At 65.8% G+C, this 15,902-nt stretch carries 14 protein-coding genes; 9 read left to right on the top strand and 5 right to left on the bottom strand.

The genetic code is table 11. The features are described from left to right. Positions 1–313 precede the first annotated feature (313 nt). Positions 314–1,402 (top strand): OpgC domain-containing protein, encoded by a 1,089-nt coding sequence (locus FAZ98_RS15555; protein ID WP_158952212.1) that lies wholly within the window; start codon positions 314–316, stop codon positions 1,400–1,402. A gap of 162 nt (positions 1,403–1,564) precedes the next feature. On the opposite strand, the gene FAZ98_RS15550 is transcribed toward FAZ98_RS15555, so the two are convergent. Beyond that, positions 1,565–2,335 (bottom strand): SDR family oxidoreductase, encoded by a 771-nt coding sequence (locus tag FAZ98_RS15550; RefSeq protein WP_158952211.1) that lies wholly within the window; start codon positions 2,333–2,335, stop codon positions 1,565–1,567. A 315-nt stretch (positions 2,336–2,650) separates the two neighbouring features. Between FAZ98_RS15550 and FAZ98_RS15545 the strand changes: the two genes are divergently transcribed. Further along, positions 2,651–3,751 carry a ProQ/FINO family protein gene (locus tag FAZ98_RS15545; RefSeq protein ID WP_158952210.1) on the top strand — a complete coding sequence of 367 codons (1,101 nt, stop codon included), beginning with the start codon at positions 2,651–2,653 and terminating at the stop codon, positions 3,749–3,751. Positions 3,752–3,971: 220 nt separating this feature from the next. Here the strand turns inward: FAZ98_RS15545 and FAZ98_RS15540 are convergent, their stop codons facing one another. From FAZ98_RS15540 to FAZ98_RS15530, 3 genes are all read right to left on the bottom strand, one after another. Then, positions 3,972–4,682, bottom strand: a complete 711-nt coding sequence (locus FAZ98_RS15540) for a transglycosylase SLT domain-containing protein (protein ID WP_158952209.1) — start codon at positions 4,680–4,682, stop codon at positions 3,972–3,974. A gap of 168 nt (positions 4,683–4,850) precedes the next feature. Beyond that, on the bottom strand, positions 4,851–5,747 hold the full coding sequence (locus FAZ98_RS15535) for a fructose bisphosphate aldolase (protein ID WP_158952208.1): 897 nt from the start codon (positions 5,745–5,747) through the stop codon (positions 4,851–4,853). Between the two features lie 197 nt (positions 5,748–5,944). Then, complete coding sequence (locus FAZ98_RS15530) at positions 5,945–7,303, bottom strand: aminotransferase-like domain-containing protein (protein ID WP_158952207.1); 1,359 nt, start codon at positions 7,301–7,303, stop codon at positions 5,945–5,947. A gap of 361 nt (positions 7,304–7,664) precedes the next feature. On the opposite strand from FAZ98_RS15530, the gene cyoA reads away from it, so the two are divergent. The 7 genes from cyoA to FAZ98_RS15495 all read left to right on the top strand — a co-directional run bounded on the left by cyoA (position 7,665) and on the right by FAZ98_RS15495 (position 14,270). Then, positions 7,665–8,558, top strand: a complete 894-nt coding sequence (cyoA, locus tag FAZ98_RS15525; protein WP_233272819.1) for a ubiquinol oxidase subunit II — start codon at positions 7,665–7,667, stop codon at positions 8,556–8,558. Positions 8,559–8,566: 8 nt separating this feature from the next. Continuing rightward, positions 8,567–10,585: a cytochrome o ubiquinol oxidase subunit I gene (cyoB, locus tag FAZ98_RS15520; protein ID WP_158952205.1), complete on the top strand. Its 2,019-nt coding sequence runs from the start codon at positions 8,567–8,569 to the stop codon at positions 10,583–10,585. A 2-nt stretch (positions 10,586–10,587) separates the two neighbouring features. After that, complete coding sequence (gene cyoC / locus FAZ98_RS15515) at positions 10,588–11,211, top strand: cytochrome o ubiquinol oxidase subunit III (protein ID WP_158952204.1); 624 nt, start codon at positions 10,588–10,590, stop codon at positions 11,209–11,211. Further along, positions 11,208–11,582: a cytochrome o ubiquinol oxidase subunit IV gene (gene cyoD, locus FAZ98_RS15510; protein WP_158952203.1), complete on the top strand. Its 375-nt coding sequence runs from the start codon at positions 11,208–11,210 to the stop codon at positions 11,580–11,582. The genes cyoC and cyoD overlap by 4 nt, the downstream gene beginning before the upstream one ends. Positions 11,583–11,685: 103 nt before the next feature. After that, the gene (locus FAZ98_RS15505) at positions 11,686–11,874 is read left to right on the top strand and encodes a CsbD family protein (protein WP_158952202.1); all 189 of its coding nucleotides are present in this window, start codon (positions 11,686–11,688) and stop codon (positions 11,872–11,874) included. A gap of 256 nt (positions 11,875–12,130) precedes the next feature. Then, positions 12,131–12,736, top strand: a complete 606-nt coding sequence (locus FAZ98_RS15500) for a histidine phosphatase family protein (RefSeq protein ID WP_158952201.1) — start codon at positions 12,131–12,133, stop codon at positions 12,734–12,736. Positions 12,737–13,238: 502 nt separating this feature from the next. Continuing rightward, the gene (locus FAZ98_RS15495) at positions 13,239–14,270 is read left to right on the top strand and encodes a GGDEF domain-containing protein (protein ID WP_158952200.1); all 1,032 of its coding nucleotides are present in this window, start codon (positions 13,239–13,241) and stop codon (positions 14,268–14,270) included. Between the two features lie 58 nt (positions 14,271–14,328). Here the strand turns inward: FAZ98_RS15495 and FAZ98_RS15490 are convergent, their stop codons facing one another. After that, complete coding sequence (locus FAZ98_RS15490; RefSeq protein WP_158952199.1) at positions 14,329–15,837, bottom strand: MFS transporter; 1,509 nt, start codon at positions 15,835–15,837, stop codon at positions 14,329–14,331. Positions 15,838–15,902 lie beyond the last annotated feature (65 nt).

Genomic DNA, 15,902 nt, shown 5'->3' with positions numbered 1-15,902 from the left:
GATTGGCGGGTCTGGAGGATTGGTAACGTCTGGAACGTACCCGTAAGGACAGCGCGCGAAAATGCTACGTGGCGTTACGGAGCCGCCATTTAACGCGCGCAAATAGTAGAGTGAATGAACAAGCCAAAAAAATCACTCGACACTTCTCGCTGCTTTATCCATTCCTTTCACGCGGCAAACGGGCCGCCGCGAAAGTCGACTCGCCGCTGCAGCGCGCGAATCGACTGGAGCGATCCGCCATCCTGAGCGATCGTTCGATACGCGGCGCCGTTCCCTTCAATCGTAATGGTCGGCATGACGGGAGTTGTCATAGATGAACGAAACGGCAAAACGGTCGATCGAAATCGACTTTTTCCGGGGTTTTGCGCTGTTGTCCATTTCGCTCGATCACATTCCGTCGAGCGTGCTTTCTCACGCCATGCTGCATACGTTCGCGTATTGCGATTCGGCGGAAGTGTTCGTGTTCGTGAGCGGCTATGTCTGCGCCGCGAGCTGGCTCGCGCTGGCCGCGCGCAAAGGCGAGGGCGCGGCCAATCGCCGTTTCCTGCGGCGCGGCCGCGAAATCTACGCCGCCTATCTCTGTACCGCCGCGCTGATGCTGCTCTCGGGCGCGGCCGCCGTGTTGCTGCGTGTGGATTCGCCGCTGGTTGGCGAGTCGGGCTTTCTGCGCTTTGCCGCGCATCCTTTCACAACGCTCGCGAACGTCGCGATCTTTCGCGATCAGCCGTATCTCGCGGGCGTGCTGCCGATGTACATCGTGCTCGTGCTGGCGTTGCCCGTGGTGATGCCGCTGGCACGCCGCTCGCCCGATCTCGTGCTGTTCGGCAGCTTCGGCATGTGGCTGGCAGGGTGCTGGCTCGCGAACGCGCTGCCCACGGCGCCGGGCTCCATTTGGCCCTTCAACCCGTTCGCGTGGCAGGCCATGTTCATGATCGGGTTGCTGTGCCGCCTTTATCCCGTCACACACGCGTTTCAGACCTCGACGCCGGGCCGCGTGCTGACCGTGCTCGCGCTCGCGGTGTTCGTGACGTTCGCGGTCATGCGCCTCTTCATCGATCTCGAGCCGCAGCCCGGATATATGAAGCAGAACCTCGCGAGCGTGCGCATCGTGAGTTTCGCGGCCGTGGCGTGGCTGGCCGCGCAGGCCGTGCGCAAAGGCTGGATCGCGCAACTTGCGCAGCGGTTGCCCGCTATCGTCAACGTGGGTCAGCAGGGATTGGCCTGCTTCGTGGGCGGCGCGGTGGTGTCGAATCTCGTCGATACGATGTTGCGCGCGGCGCATATCAACGACTGGCTGCCTGCGCGGCTCGCCGGCGATGCGCTCGCGATCGCGGCATTGCTCGCGCTCGCGGGCGGCATGCGCCGATGGAAGGCCGTGCGGCCGCGGGTGGCGCTCACCTGATTTTCCAGAGGTGAGCGTTTGCGGGAACGCGAGTGCCTGGGGCCACACAACGTGGCCTGAAACGCGGATGAATCAACGCGTTAGCGTCGTGACCCGGCGTGCGTCGCGCGTGCAAAGGTGAGGCTTTGCGGGAGCTGCGCGACGCAGGCGGTTTGCGTTCGATCAGGCGAGTTCGCGCACGTCCGCAACGGGCGTTGCGCCGAACGCGTCGCTCAACGCGTAATCCACCACTTGCCGCGCCGCCGCTTCGGGCGAAGTCAGCTGGCCGTTTTCCTTCAGTTGTTCGAAACGCTCGCGCAGCGGGAAATGGTCCGTGCTCGTCGAACGGATCGTTGCCTGCATGCCCGTGTCGATCACGCCGGGCGCGAGACTGCAGATGCGCACGCCCGCGGGGGCATCGAGCGCGACGGCGCGGGCATGATGGTCGAGCGCCGCTTTGGTCGCGCAGTAGACGCTCCAGCCCGCATACGCGTTGCGCGCGGCGCCGCTCGAAATATGCACGATGCGGCGCGAGGCGTTTGCGCCCAACGCGCGCGTGGCGGCGAGCGCGTTCGCGAGCATCAGCGGCGCGGCCACGTTGAGCGTGACGGCACGCGCAATCGCGTTCGCGTCTTGTGCGCCGAGCGGAGCAATCGGCTCCACGCTGCCTGCATTGTTGATGAGCACGACACAATCGGCGCCTTCGACGAACGTGTCGAAGCTGGCGCTGCCGAGCCAACGTTCGAGCGCGGCGGGATCGGCGAGATCGACGATCGCTTCGGCGTACTGCGTAGCGTTTCGCGCGGCGAGCGTGGTGTTGCTGCCGCGGCCGAGGCCGAGCACGTCGATACGGCGTTCGAGCAGCAGTTCGGCCATGGCCGCGCCGAGTCCGCGTGTGTGACCGGTGACGATGGCGCGAACGGCGGAGCGGGAAGGGGAAGCGGAAGAGGTCATGATGGCGTGGAGGTGAGAAAGCGGTGCTGCGGCGCGCGCCGCGAGCAGGCCGCGAAGGTGGCCGGAAACGTGGCCGCGAAGTCGGCGGATACGGCAATCGGCGGCGCCGTGCGCTGAATGGGCGAACAGCGCGTTCGTGGCGCTCGAATGGTGCCCGAGCGCTGCAAGACGGTGCGCAGTGGCGGCGAAGTGTGTTTTATAAGCGTCAATACGCGTAAAAGCGCGTAAAAACGCACTGCGAAACAGGAGTTTGCCGGTTGGAATCGCCGCGATTCGGTATCATAGCGTCCCATCCCATATGGAAGAGAGCTGGACGTGAAAGCCGCATCGCAACAACGCCGTACCCTGAGCTTCAAGGAAGGCCTTCTTGAGATCAAGAAGACCATGGGCGGGGGCTCCGGCCAGGCGCCCGAAGAGCAGGCGCAAAAGACGCAGGGCAAACCTGCGCAAAAGGGCGGGAAAGACGCAAAGGGCCACAGCGGTTCGCCGGCGCCGAAGGGCCCGCGCGCGCCGCGTGAAGGCGCGGGTGCGGGCGAAAGCCGTGGCCGTGCGCGTCCGGGCGGCCGTCCGCAGGGCAATCGCGGCGAGAAAGCGCAGCAGCCGGGTCAGTCCGGCGAGGCGGCGCGCGGCGAACAGCGTGCGCGTCCTCCGCGCGATGCGCGCGGCCAGAAGCCGGGCGAGCACGGTCAGCCGCGCCACGGTCAAGGTCAGGGCCAGCCGCGTCAGGGGCAAGGGCAGCATCGTCAGCGCCCGCCGCGTCAGCAGCCGGCCATGGAGAATCTGAGCGAAGCCGAAAAGGCGCGCATGGAGCGCAATCGCCAGTTGAACACGGTGTGGAACATTTTTGCGAAGCACTACCCGGCGTTTCGCGACCGCCTGCCGCTGAAGATCGGCGTGGCCGAAGATCTCGTTGCGCGGCATCCGGAATACGAGCGCACGCTGATCGTCGCGGTGCTCAAGCGTCACGTGAATCATCCGCGTTATCACGAGCGTGTCGCCGCGGGCGGCGCGCGTTACGAACTGGACGGCAACGCCTCGGAAGGTCCGGGCATCGAGCCGTCGCACGTCGGCCGCGCGAATGCCGCGCTGGCGCGTCAGAAGGCGAAGTCGGAAGCGCAGGCGAAGCCGCGCGAAGCGAAGGCAGCCGAGGCCGCCGCGCCGCAAGCCGAGGTTCAACCGGCCACGCAAGCCGAAGCGGCAAACGCGGAAGCGACCGCCGAAGCCACGAAGGTCGAAGCGGCAAGCGCGGAAGCCGCGCACGTTGAAGCCGCAAACGCCGAAGCGCCAAGCGCAGAAGCAGCAAGCGCAGAAGCCGAAGCGGCTGCGCCGCAAGCCGAAGCGCCGGCCCAAAGCGCGGAAGCCACGCCCGCCGAAGCCTCTTCCGAAAACGGCGAAGCCCCCGCTACGGGCGCTTAAGCCGCCCAGCCGGCATTGTCGGCACAATCGACAAAAAAGCGGCGCCAGCGTCTACACGCTGCGCCGCTTTTTTTATTGCGTTTTCGTTTTCGCACCGCCGCTTCGAAGCCCGCGCGCTCCTTTGGTGAGCCACTCGCACCGTACGCGCATGAGCGTTCCCGCACGCCGCACCCTTCGCGACATCCGCATCAACACGTTGTGCAATTCACCCAGCGAGTCTCTAGCGCGCGCCCGCAGCCGCCGCGTTCTGCGCTTGCGCGGCCGTTGCCGCCGCGCTGAACGCCATTGCCGCCGAGGCCGCCGGACTCATGCCGACGATACCGCTTGCCTGCGCGTCGTCGTCGCTGCGAGCGGCGGGCGCGGACGGATCGAGCACGCGGCTGAATTCCGTCGCGCGCAGGCGGATTTTTTCCGCGTACGCTTTCGAGCCGCCGTAGTTTTTCATCGCCGCGTCGAGGTTGCCGCCAGCCGCGCGCTGATAACCGTAGAGAATCGACGAGCCCACTTCGATGTTGAACTCGGGGTCCGTGAGGTCCTTGCCGTTGCGCAGCAGATTGCGGTGCGCCGAGGGCACGACCTGCATCAGCCCGGTCGCGCCGTTCGCGCCGCGCGCCTTCTCGCGAAAGCGCGACTCGATCGAAATGATGGCGAGCAGCACGGCGGGCGGCAGCGAGTATTTTTCGGCGGCGGTCGTCACGGCCTGCGAAATGCGCGCGGCCTTCTCCTTCGCCACGCCGAACTTCTTCTGGATCAGCGCGCTTACCGAGGCATTGGTCGAGGCGCCGGCAGGCGGCACCGCAGCAGCGGAAGCAGAAAGCGAAGCGGCGGCCGAAGCGCCGGAGATGTCGCTCGCGCTGGTCTGCGAAGCCTGCGCGAATGCGATTTGCGCGAGGCCCGGCAACAAGGCGAGCACGCAGAGAAGCTGCCGCATGGCCGGTCGAATAGGGGAGGAAGTGGAAGGCGCAAGTATAACCGGCCTCCCAGGCGGGAGGCCGGTTCTCGGCCGTTCGCAGGTCAAGGCCGGTGAGGCAGCGCCGCTCGGGCGCCGACCGGCTTCAGACGTGGCGTGAAGACGTGCAGCGTGGCGATGCGCGATGCATCAGCTCTTCTGCACTGATGCCTTCCAGATTTCGTCGATGCTCGCGGCCAGCGTGGTGTTGAACTCATCGTCGCTCATCGACTTCGTGAGGTCGTTGATGAGCGCGCGCGAGAAGCTGGCGATCATGCCGTGATTCTTCGCGAGACGCGCGCACGCGTCGCTGCGCGTGTAGCCGCCCGAGAGCGCGACCACGCGCACCACGCGCGGGTGATCGATGAGCGGCTTGTAGAAGTCGGGCGTGTCGGGGATCGTGAGCTTGATCATCACGTTATGCGAAGCGGGCAGTGCGTCGAGGCCCTTCATCAGTTCGTCGCGCAGGATCGATTCGGCCTTCGCCTTGTCGGCGGCCTTGATCGACACTTCGGGTTCGAGGATCGGCACGAGACCGTGCCCGGCGATCTGCGCGCCGATGGCGAACTGCTGCGCCGCGATCGACGCAATACCCGACGACGACGCATGCTCGATCGTCGAACGCATCTTGGTGCCGAAAATGCCCGCCTTCACGGCGCGCTCGAGCAGCGTGTCGAGCGTGGGCATGGGCTTCATCAGACGCACGCCGTCGGCTTCGTCTTCGAGACCCTTGTCGACCTTGAGGAACGGCACCACGCCGCGGTCTTCCCAGAGGAACGCGGGCACGGGCTTGCCTTGCGCCTCGCCGTCCATCGTCGCTTCGAACAGGATCGCGCCGATCACCTTTTCGCCCGTGAAGGCCGGCGCGCTGATGATGCGCACGCGCATTTCGTGGATCAGGCGGAACATTTCGGCGTCGCCGTTGTAATCGCTTTCGGCGATGCCGTACTGGCGCAGCGCGCCGGGCGTGGAACCGCCGCTCTGGTCGAGCGCGGCGATGAAGCCCGGTTTGTCGCGCATCTGCGCAAGCATCTTGTCGTTTGCCATGCTCATATCTCCCGCATCTGGAGCGCCCGTTGGGACGCGGTTACTCGAATCCGGTGTCGTCATTCCGACGAGTGTACTTGCGGCGCGGCGCGGCAGTATGTGGGAACGGCCGCGCAGCGCCCGTGAAGCGCAACCTTTTTGCGTAGCAAGCACGATGCCCGCTGTCGCAAGCAGGGTTCGCCGGCTCGACGATCCGTTCAAACGATAACCGCGGCCTGTGACGAGCGATCGTTGGCGAGCAAGGCCGAAAGCCGCCGCAGCGCCGCCTGCAACTGCGCCTGGTCGCCGGTTGCGCCGAGTGAGATGCGGATGGCGTCGGCGCTGGGCGCGCCGTATTCGAACGCCGTGGAGGGCGCGACGGCGAGGCCTTCCGTGCTCGCGGCCGCGGCCAGTTCGCGCGCGTGCCAGTAGCGCGGCAGCGTGTACCAGAGATGGATGCCCGCGCCGGCCGGCACGCCCAGCGTTTGCGCCGCGATGCGCTGGCGCTCGCGCGCTTCGGTCTTCACCCCCGCGAAGATCGATTCGGCCACGCCGTCCTCAATCCAGTGCGTGGCGAGCGCGTTGGTGAGCGGCGCGGCCATCAGCGAAAACGCGCGCAGCGCGGCCAGCAGGCGCGTGTGCGCGTGGGCGTCGGGGAGGGCGAGGTAGGCCGTGCGCAGGCCGGGCGAGAGCGTCTTGGAGAGCGTGGCGAGGTAGCAGACCCGTTGCGGCGCGAGCCGCGCGAGTGGCGCGGGCGCGCCAGCCGGCGCGAAACGCCAGTACGGATCGTCCTCGACGATGCGCGCGCCATAGCGTTCGGCCACGCGCAAGATCTCCAGCCGGCGCGACTCGGGCATCGTGGCCGTGGTGGGGTTTTGCAGCGTCGGATTGAGGTAGACGAGACGCGCGCCGTGCGCGCCACTTTCCGCGGACGCGCGGCAGGCGGCTTCGAGCGCATCCGGGCGCATGCCCTCGGCGTCCACGGCCACGGCTTCCACGCGGCGGCCGAGTTGCGCGGCCGCGTGCGGCAAGCCGGGGTAGATCAGCGGTTCGGCGAGGATCGCCTCGCCGGGTTGCGTGAACGCGAGGATCAACGCGGCCAGCGCCGCCTGCGCGCCCGGGCACACCACCACGCGTTCCGCCGCGACCGCGCCCAGCATGGGCTGAAGCCATTTCGCGCCCGCCGCGCAGTCGGCGCGGCCGCCGCCGCCCACGTGATAGGTCATCAGCAGGTCGGCGTCGCTGCGCACCAGCACGCGCGACATGCCTTCGCGCAGCAGCGCGTCCATGACCAGCCCGACGGGCGGCGGCGGAATGTTCATGCTCAGGTCCACGCGCTGCAACAGCTCGGCGCGCGGCGCGGCGATAAAGGTGCCGAGCGGCCCGCGCGCCTCGATCAGACCGCGCCGCCGCGCCTCGTTGAAGCCGCGCGTGACGGTGGTGAGATCGACGTCGAGCAGCGTGGCGAGCGCGCGCTGCGCGGGTACGCGGTCGCCGGGCGCGAGCGTGCCGCGCGCTACCGCCGTCTCGATAAAATCGACCAGTCGCAGATAGCGCGGCCCGCTGCCCCCAGACATGGCCGAGGCCCAAACGGCGGCCGGTTGCGCGGAATCGGTGGGGCTTTCGGCGCGGTTATCGTGTGTCATTGTGTCGCGGATGTATGCATGATGTCTTACTCTAGCATGCGTGCATGAAACGCGTAAATCCATACATATGGGTTATGTATGGTCTGCACCGAATGCACGTAGGGATGGGTTTGCGCGATCGTCAACCTCGGAACCCGACATGCGCTATCCCGATCCCTCCACCCCACACGTTGCCCTTGCCGCTCAAGGCGGTCCACCCGAATCCTGGCTGCGCCGTCTCGCGGGCCGAACCGCGCAAGGCGCGGCCGCCGTGGCCGCATTCGCGCTGCTCGGCGGCTGCGACCTCACGCACATGGCGCTGCTCGACCCGAAAGGCGACATCGGCTCGCAGGAAAAGCAGCTCATCCTGATCGCGCTCGGCCTGATGCTGCTCGTCGTGATTCCCGTGATCGCGCTCACGCTGTTCTTCGCGTGGCGCTACCGCGCGTCGAACACGAGCGCGACCTACGCGCCGCGCTGGTCGCATTCGACGGCCATCGAAGTGGTGGTCTGGTCGATCCCCTGCGTGATCGTCGTCACGCTCGCCGTGCTGATCTGGAACACGACGCACACGCTCGACCCCTACCGCCCGATCGAATCGTCGACGAAACCCGTGCGCGTGGACGTGGTCGCGCTCAACTGGAAATGGCTGTTCATCTACCCGGACTACGGCGTGGCCTCGGTGAACCAGCTCGCGATTCCTGTGGATACGCCGGTGGAGTTCAACCTCACCGCCGAGTCGCTGATGAACTCGTTCTTCATTCCGCAACTGGGCACGCAGGTCTACGCGATGTCGGGCATGCAGACGAAGCTGCATCTGATCGCGAACCAACCCGGCGTGTACGCGGGCCGCTCGGCGGCGTTCAGCGGCCCCGGTTTCTCCGACATGCATTTCGACACGCTCGCGACCAACCGCGCCGACTTCGACGCGTGGATCGCGCGCGCCAAGGCTTCGCCCGCGATGCTGAGCCGCGGCGCCTACGAGCAGCTCGCGCAGCCGGGCGAGAAGGCGCCGGTCGCGCTCTATTCGAACGTCGCGCCGGGCCTCTTCGAAGGCGTGGTCGGCAAATACATGCGCGACGTTCACGGCAATCCGATTTGCGGCACGGGCGCGCCCATGGCGTCGATGTCCACCTCGACAGCCAAACCGGCACTCACATTCGATCGTAGCGGGACGCACGCGCCCGCCATCCTGGCAGCGGAGTAACTCACATCATGTTTGGAAAACTCACACTCGATGCCGTTCCCTGGCACGAGCCGATCATCATGGGCACGGGCGCGGTGGTCGCGCTCGGCGGGCTCGCGTTGCTCGTTGCGATCACGCTCGCGGGCAAGTGGGGCTATCTGTGGCGCGAATGGTTCACCTCGGTGGATCACAAGCGCATCGGCGTCATGTATATCGTGCTCGCGGTCGTCATGCTGCTGCGCGGTTTCGCCGATGCGATCATGATGCGCGCGCAACAGGCGCTCGCGTACGGCGACTCGGCGGGTTATCTGCCGCCGCATCACTACGACCAGATCTTCACGGCGCACGGCGTGATCATGATCTTCTTCGTGGCGACGCCGCTCATTCTCGGGCTGATGAACGTGGTCGTGCCGCTGCAGCTGGGCGCGCGCGACGTGGCGTATCCGTTCGTCAATTCGCTGAGCTTCTGGCTCTCCGTGGTGGGCGCGATTCTCGTGATGGTCTCCATGTTCGTGGGCGATTTCGCGGCCACGGGCTGGGTGGCGTATCCGCCGCTTTCGGAGCTGGGCTACAGCCCGACCGTGGGGATGGACTACTACATCTGGTCGCTGCAACTCTCCGGTCTCGGCACGACGCTTTCGGGCATCAACTTCATCGTGACGATCCTGCGCATGCGCGCGCCGGGCATGGACCTGATGAAAATGCCCGTGTTCGTGTGGACGGCGTTCATCACCAACATCCTGATCGTCGCGGTGTTTCCGGTGCTGACCGGCACGCTCGCGCTGCTCACGATGGACCGCTATCTCGACATGCACTTCTTCACGAACGAGTTGGGCGGGAACGCGATGATGTACATCAACCTGATCTGGGTCTGGGGCCACCCGGAGGTGTACATCCTGATTCTGCCGGCGTTCGGCGCGTACTCGGAAATCATCGCGACGTTCTCGGGCAAGCCGCTGTTCGGCTACAAGTCGATGGTCTACGCCACCTCGTCGATCGGCATTCTCTCGTTCTTCGTGTGGCTCCATCACTTCTTCACGATGGGTTCGGGCGCGAACGTCAACGCGTTCTTCGGCATCATGACCACGGTCATTTCGATTCCGACCGGCGTGAAGCTGTTCAACTGGCTGTTCACGATGTACCGCGGCCGCATCCGCTATCACAGCGCCACGCTCTGGACCATCGGCTTCATGGTGACGTTCGCCGTGGGCGGCATGACGGGCGTGCTGCTCGCGGTGCCGGGCGCCGACTTCGTGCTGCACAACTCGCTGTTCCTCGTCGCGCATTTCCATAACGTGATCATCGGCGGCGTGGTGTTCGGCTGTCTCGCGGGCATCAGCTTCTGGTTCCCGAAGGCGTTCGGCTTCACGCTCAACGAGTTCTGGGGCAAGGTCTCGTTCTGGTGCTGGCTGATCGGTTACTGGCTCGCGTTCACGCCGCTCTACATCCTCGGCTTCGAGGGCATGACGCGCCGCATGAATCACTACGACGTGCCCGAGTGGCATCCGTGGCTCGTGGTCGCGCTGGTCGGCGCCGTGTTCGTCGCGCTCGGCATTCTCGCGTTCATCGTGCAGATCGTCGTGAGCATTCGCGACCGCGACGCCAACCGCGACCTCACGGGCGACCCGTGGGGCGCACGCAGCCTCGAATGGTCGACGTCGTCGCCCGCGCCGTTCTACAACTTCGCGCATCTGCCCGTCATCACGTCGATGGAGCAGCACTGGGACGACAAGGAAGCGGGTCGCGCCTACGTGCAGCCGCCGCGCTACGAAGACATCCATATGCCGCGCAACACGGGCGCGGGCTTCATCATCGCCGCGTTCAGCCTGGTGTTCGGCTTCGCGATCGTGTGGCACATGTGGCTGTTCGCGGCGGTGGGCCTGGTCGGCATGATCGGCACGTTCATCGCGCGCACCTACGACACGGATACCGACTACTGGGTGCCGGCCGCCGAAGTCGAACGCATCGAGAACGCGCGCTTCCAGCAAATGGGCATCCGGCGCAAGGACCGTCCCGCACAACCCGAGGCTGTCGGGGAGATGGCTTGATCATGGCTCACGTTATTAACCACTCGCACTCACACGCTCACGACGCGCACGGTCACGACCACGCGCACGACGATTCCACGAAGACGACGCTCGGCTTCTGGATCTACCTGATGAGCGACTGCCTGATCTTCGCCACGCTGTTCGCCACCTTCGGCGTGCTCGCGAACGCGACGGCGGGCGGTCCCGGCGCGAAGCAGCTGTTCGAGTTGCCCTATGTGCTCGGCGAAACGCTGTTGCTGCTTGCGAGCAGCGTCACCTTCGGCATGGCGATGCTGAACCTGCACGCGAATCGCCGCGCGCAGGTCGTCACGTGGCTCGCGATCACGTTCGCGTTCGGCGCGGGTTTCGTCGGCATGGAAATCAACGAGTTCGCGAAGCTCGTGGCCGACGGCGCGGGCCCCGGCACGAGCGCGTATCTCTCGGCGTATTTCACGCTGGTCGGCACGCACGGCTTGCATGTGACGGCGGGGCTGCTGTGGATCGCGATCATGATGCATCAGACCGCGAAGTTCGGTTTGACTGGCATGGTGCGCCGCCGCCTCGCTTGCCTCAGCCTCTTCTGGCACTTCCTCGATCTCGTGTGGATCTGTGTGTTTACGTTTGTTTATCTGCGAGGTGTGCTGTGAGCCAATCCCACGTTTCCCATGCGGTCGATCACGACGCCTCGCACGGCAGCTTCAAGGGCTACATGATCGGCACGGTGCTGTCGCTCGTGTTGACGCTCGCTTCGTTCGGCGTCGTGATGGCGCACCTCGTGGCGCCCGGCGTGGCGCTCGCGCTCATCGTCGTGCTGTGTATCGCGCAACTCGTGGTGCAGCTGTTCTACTTCCTGCATATCGGCGCGGCGCGCGAGCAGCGGTCGAATACGGCGATCTTCGTCTGCACGGCGTTCCTGATCGCGGTGATCGTCGGCTTGTCGCTCTGGGTCATGCACAACGCGAACGTCAACATGATGCCCACGCAGATCTCGATCGACCGCGCCATGGCGCACGATTGAGCCCCGATTCCAGGCATTTTCTGCGCGCGACGGGGGGCGGGCACACTGCATGCGGTAGGAGAGGCGTCGCGACACACCGTCGCTTTTTACCTGGAGTGCGATCATGAACAAGGACCAAGTGAAGGGTACGGCCGAGAAGATGAAGGGCAAGGTCAACGAGGCCGTGGGCCGCGCCACCGATAACCCCGCGCGCGAACTGAAGGGCGATCTCCAGCAGGAAGCCGGCCAGGCACGCAAGAACGTCGGCGACATGAAGGAAGCCGCCAAGGACTCGATCAAGCGCCATCACTAAGCCTGAGTCGTTCGGCTCTGGCTTGATTCGATGACACGCGGCGCCGCCGCCTCGCAAGGGCGGCGGCGCCGTTCCGTTTGTGCGCGAATTACCGCTGCGGGTGAACGTGGCGCCGTGACTTCGAGCCTGGCGGCTGGCTGCAAGGTCGATTGAAGGCAAACCGGGTATGCTGCCCGCATCCCGCGGCCTCGAGAGGCGCTTTCGAGCGTCATTACCACGCGGAACGTGGCATTTTCTTCATGCGGAGTGTGTATTCATGGCTTCTTCCCAGGCAACCGCCGGCGTGCGCGAAATCTGGCTGATCCGTCACGGCGAAACGGCGTGGAGCCTTTCCGGTCAGCACACGGGCCGCACCGACATCGCGCTCACGGACCATGGCCGCGAGCAGGCGCGCGCGCTCGTGCCCGTACTCGCGGAGCAGACGTTCGACGCCGTGTTGTGCAGCCCGATGTCGCGCGCGCTCGAAACCTGCCAGCTTGCGGGACTCGGCGACCGCATGACGATCACGGCCGATCTGCACGAGTGGGATTACGGCATTTACGAAGGCCGCACCACGGCCGACATCCAGAAGACCGACCCGGACTGGAGCGTCTGGCGTTCGCCGATCCCGCAGGGCGAGGACCTCGCGCGGGTCCAGCAGCGCGTGCAAAGCGTGATCGAGGCGCTGCTCGCCATGCGCGGCCGTATCGCTTTGTTCTCGCATGCGCATTTTTTACGCGCGCTGGGCGGCTGCTGGGCTTCCGGCGCGGCGGAACTCGGCGAGCATCTTTACCTGGAAACGGCTTCGGTGAGCGTGCTCGGGTTCGATCACGACGCGCGCGCGATCCGCCGATGGAATGCGGTCGGGGCTCGCAGGGGCTGACAACCACGACGGAAACCGGCGCCGCTTTGCCATGCAAACCGGTGCTTTTTTACGCGTGGAAAATCGGTTCGGATACCAGATTAGCGAGAAGGCAGACCGGTCACGCGATCGAGCGGATCCCATGCCGATTGCGCCGCGACGGCCAAGGCGCGTCGCGCCGAAATCGGCAATCGGTTGCGAGCGCATCGAAATCATGATTTATCCCTATCTGGACTTTCTGGTATTCGCATGCCAATGTTTCGTCATGGCTGGCGTCATGTTCACTTAAAGGCGGCTAAAGCGTTTCAGCGGTATTGATTACCGTGATTGCGTGGTTTTTTATGCGTTTTTCGCAATGCCATTCACTGCTTCGTTATTCAATGCGCATTGCCCGAGCGGGAGTGTCTGGCAATTAGCCGTTCTCAAGACGAACGAAAGTCGCCGCCAGCCGGATTTAAAATAATGACGCCCCCGATTTCGCAGCTAGAATTAAATATGTCGCGCAAGCTCCGGATTACCTCGCATGGATGAAACAATCGAACGGCTCTCGCAGAGCCTGGCGGAAGCGGACAGCCTCGAAGCGCTCGTCCGGCCCGTTCTGGAGATGCTGGAAGTCTTGACCGGCCTCGAATCGACGTATCTCACCTCGATCGATTTCACGCGCGAAGTCCAGACTGTCGTCTATGCGCTCAATAGCGGCGACCTCACCGTGCCCGAAGGTCTGGAGGCGCCGTGGTTCGATACGCTGTGTAAGCGCTGTATCGAAAGCGGGCGGCGCGTGGTGAATAACGTGCGCGAAATCTGGGGCGATTCGCGTGCGGCATCGGCGCTTGGCATTCAGACTTATGCGAGCGTGCCGGTTTGCGCCGGTAATGGCGCGATTATCGGCACGTTATGCGGAATCAGCCGAGACAGCCGCGAAGTGAGTTCGCGCGCGCGCAGTGCGCTGAATGTATTCGCGAAACTGATTTCCGAGCATCTGGAGCGCGAGCAATTGCTCGAACAGTTGAGGCTGACGAACGAGCATCTGCAGCGCCAGGCGCGGCTCGACGAAATGAGCGGCTTGCCCAATCGCAAGGCGCTGGCCGAGGAACTCGGCGCGCGGCTCGCGAGCGCCTCGCGCGACGGCTCGTATGTGGTCGTGTGCCTGCTCGAACTCGACGGTATCAAGGAAATTCGCGCGCGCATGGGCTACGCGGCCGGCGAGCAATTCCTGCGCGCCTGCGTGAGCCGGCTGGCCGAATCCGCGGGCACGAGGGCGTTCCTCGCGCGCGTGGACTGGGACGAATTCGCGCTGATCGCGCCCGGTCCGGCCGACTTCGACGAGGCGATCCGCATTGCCCGCGCGCTCGCCGACCGCACGCGCGACGCCGTGTGCGGCGATTACGCCTTCCGCGACGGCACGGCGCGCTACGAGGGCGCCTGCGCGGGCAGCGTGGCGGTGCGCTTTCTCGGCGTGCAGCAGGCGCTCGAAATTGCCGAGGAGGAGATGCAGCGCGTGCGGCGCGAGAAGATCGGCGCGGTCGAGTTGCACGGGCTGTGGCGTTTCGCGTGAAGGTGCGCGGGCGCGGCGCCCGCTCATCCGCCTGAACGAGGCGCGCCGTCCCAATCGCTCAGCGCTGCGCCATTGCCCGCCGGTGCAAGGTAGGCAGCCGCATCGAGAGCAGCATGCAGCCCCAGAGCACGACCACGAGCGCGAACATCGCGGTGCGGAACGCGGCCGGATAGTCGGCGCTTGCGGGATGCGCGCCGAGCCGTGCGAAGAACAGCCCGCCAAAGCTCGCTGCGCCCACCGCCGCGCCGATCTGCAGCATCGCCGTGACCATGCCCGCCGCCACGCCCGCGCGCGCGGGTTCCACTTCCGCGAGCACGATGCGCACGACCGAAGGCAGCACGAGCCCCTGACCGATGCCCATTGCCGCGAGACCCAGATAGAAGCCCGCGCCCGGCGCGCCGGTATGCGCGAGCGCGGCTGCGGTGCTCAAACCGGTCGCGATCAGCGCGAAGCCGAGCGTGAGCACGCGATAACTGCCGAAGCGCGCGACGAGCCGCGGCATCAGCAGCGGACTGCCGAGAAAGCCCAACCCGAACGGCAGAATCGCGATGCCGCAGAGCAGCGGCGACCACTGCAACGCGCCTTGCAGATAGATGCCATAGCTGAGGAAAAACGCGCTGAGCATGTAAAACAGAAACGCGAGCGTGAGGCCGAGCGCGACCACGGGATTGCGAAACAGCCGCACGTCGAGCAACGGATCGCTGCCCGCCGCGAGCGTGCGCCGCTCGACGTGCAGCAGCAGCGCGAGCATGGGCGCGGCGAGCGCGAGACACGCGAGCATCCAGGCGGGCCAGCCGTTTTCGCGGCCCTGCGTGAGCGGGTACACGATCATCAGCAGGAACAGCGAGAGCAGTGCGGAGCCGGGCAGGTCGATGCGCGCGTGGGTTTGCGGGCGGCTTTCGGGAATGAAGCGCCAGCTTCCCGCGAGCGCGAGCAGACCGATCGGCAGATTCACGAGAAAGATCGCGCGCCAGCCGAGCCCGTAGGGATGCAGGCTGATGAGCGCGCCGCCGCCTAGCTGGCCGATCACGGCCGCGACGCCGAACACGAAGCCGTAGAAGCCCATCACGCGAATCTGTTCGTGCGGCGTGAAGACGCTGCGGATGGTCGCGAGCACCTGCGGCGCGAGCACGGCGGCGAACAGCCCTTGCAGGATGCGTCCGCCGACCAGCACGTCGCCGCTTGGCGCGAGGCCGCAAATGGCCGAGGCGAGCACGAAGCCCGCCATGCCGATCATGAACATGCGCTTGCGGCCGTACAGGTCGCCGAGCCGGCCGCCCGTGATCTGCGCGACGGCGTTCGCGCATGCATACGCCGACACGACCAGCTGCAACTGCGCGCTGCTTGCGCCGAGGCCGCCGTGAATGGCGGGCAGGGCGAGATTGACGATGAAGTAATCGACGGGCGGCAGCAGCGCGCCCACGAGCAGGACCACGAGCGCCCAGCCGTGGTGGCTGCGCGTGCTGTCACGGGCACTTGCGTGCGCGGTTTCATGCGTGCGTTCGCGCGCGGCCTCGCGGATCGGGGCGGCCGAAGGCGGCGCGGCGTGTACGGTGTTGTCATTCATGCGGGTAACCCTGTGCGTTGGCTGGCGACGCCAGGCCGAGCGTGCATTCTCACCGCAGTCGCGTC

Source organism: Paraburkholderia acidisoli, assembly GCF_009789675.1.
GTDB classification, from domain to species: Bacteria; Pseudomonadota; Gammaproteobacteria; order Burkholderiales; family Burkholderiaceae; genus Paraburkholderia; species Paraburkholderia acidisoli.
Note: the sequence above shows the minus strand (reverse complement) of the source record. Positions and strands in the feature narration are given on the sequence as shown.

Coding starts and splice junctions, on each gene's coding strand:
- FAZ98_RS15555 (WP_158952212.1), top strand. CDS start 314: ATGAACGAAACGGCAAAACGGTCGATCGAAATCGACTTTTTCCGGGGT.
- FAZ98_RS15550 (WP_158952211.1), bottom strand. CDS start 2,335: ATGACCTCTTCCGCTTCCCCTTCCCGCTCCGCCGTTCGCGCCATCGTC.
- FAZ98_RS15540 (WP_158952209.1), bottom strand. CDS start 4,682: ATGCGGCAGCTTCTCTGCGTGCTCGCCTTGTTGCCGGGCCTCGCGCAA.
- FAZ98_RS15535 (WP_158952208.1), bottom strand. CDS start 5,747: ATGGCAAACGACAAGATGCTTGCGCAGATGCGCGACAAACCGGGCTTC.
- FAZ98_RS15530 (WP_158952207.1), bottom strand. CDS start 7,303: ATGTCTGGGGGCAGCGGGCCGCGCTATCTGCGACTGGTCGATTTTATC.
- cyoA (WP_233272819.1), top strand. CDS start 7,665: ATGGCGCTGCTCGACCCGAAAGGCGACATCGGCTCGCAGGAAAAGCAG.
- cyoB (WP_158952205.1), top strand. CDS start 8,567: ATGTTTGGAAAACTCACACTCGATGCCGTTCCCTGGCACGAGCCGATC.
- cyoC (WP_158952204.1), top strand. CDS start 10,588: ATGGCTCACGTTATTAACCACTCGCACTCACACGCTCACGACGCGCAC.
- FAZ98_RS15505 (WP_158952202.1), top strand. CDS start 11,686: ATGAACAAGGACCAAGTGAAGGGTACGGCCGAGAAGATGAAGGGCAAG.
- FAZ98_RS15500 (WP_158952201.1), top strand. CDS start 12,131: ATGGCTTCTTCCCAGGCAACCGCCGGCGTGCGCGAAATCTGGCTGATC.
- FAZ98_RS15495 (WP_158952200.1), top strand. CDS start 13,239: ATGGATGAAACAATCGAACGGCTCTCGCAGAGCCTGGCGGAAGCGGAC.
- FAZ98_RS15490 (WP_158952199.1), bottom strand. CDS start 15,837: ATGAATGACAACACCGTACACGCCGCGCCGCCTTCGGCCGCCCCGATC.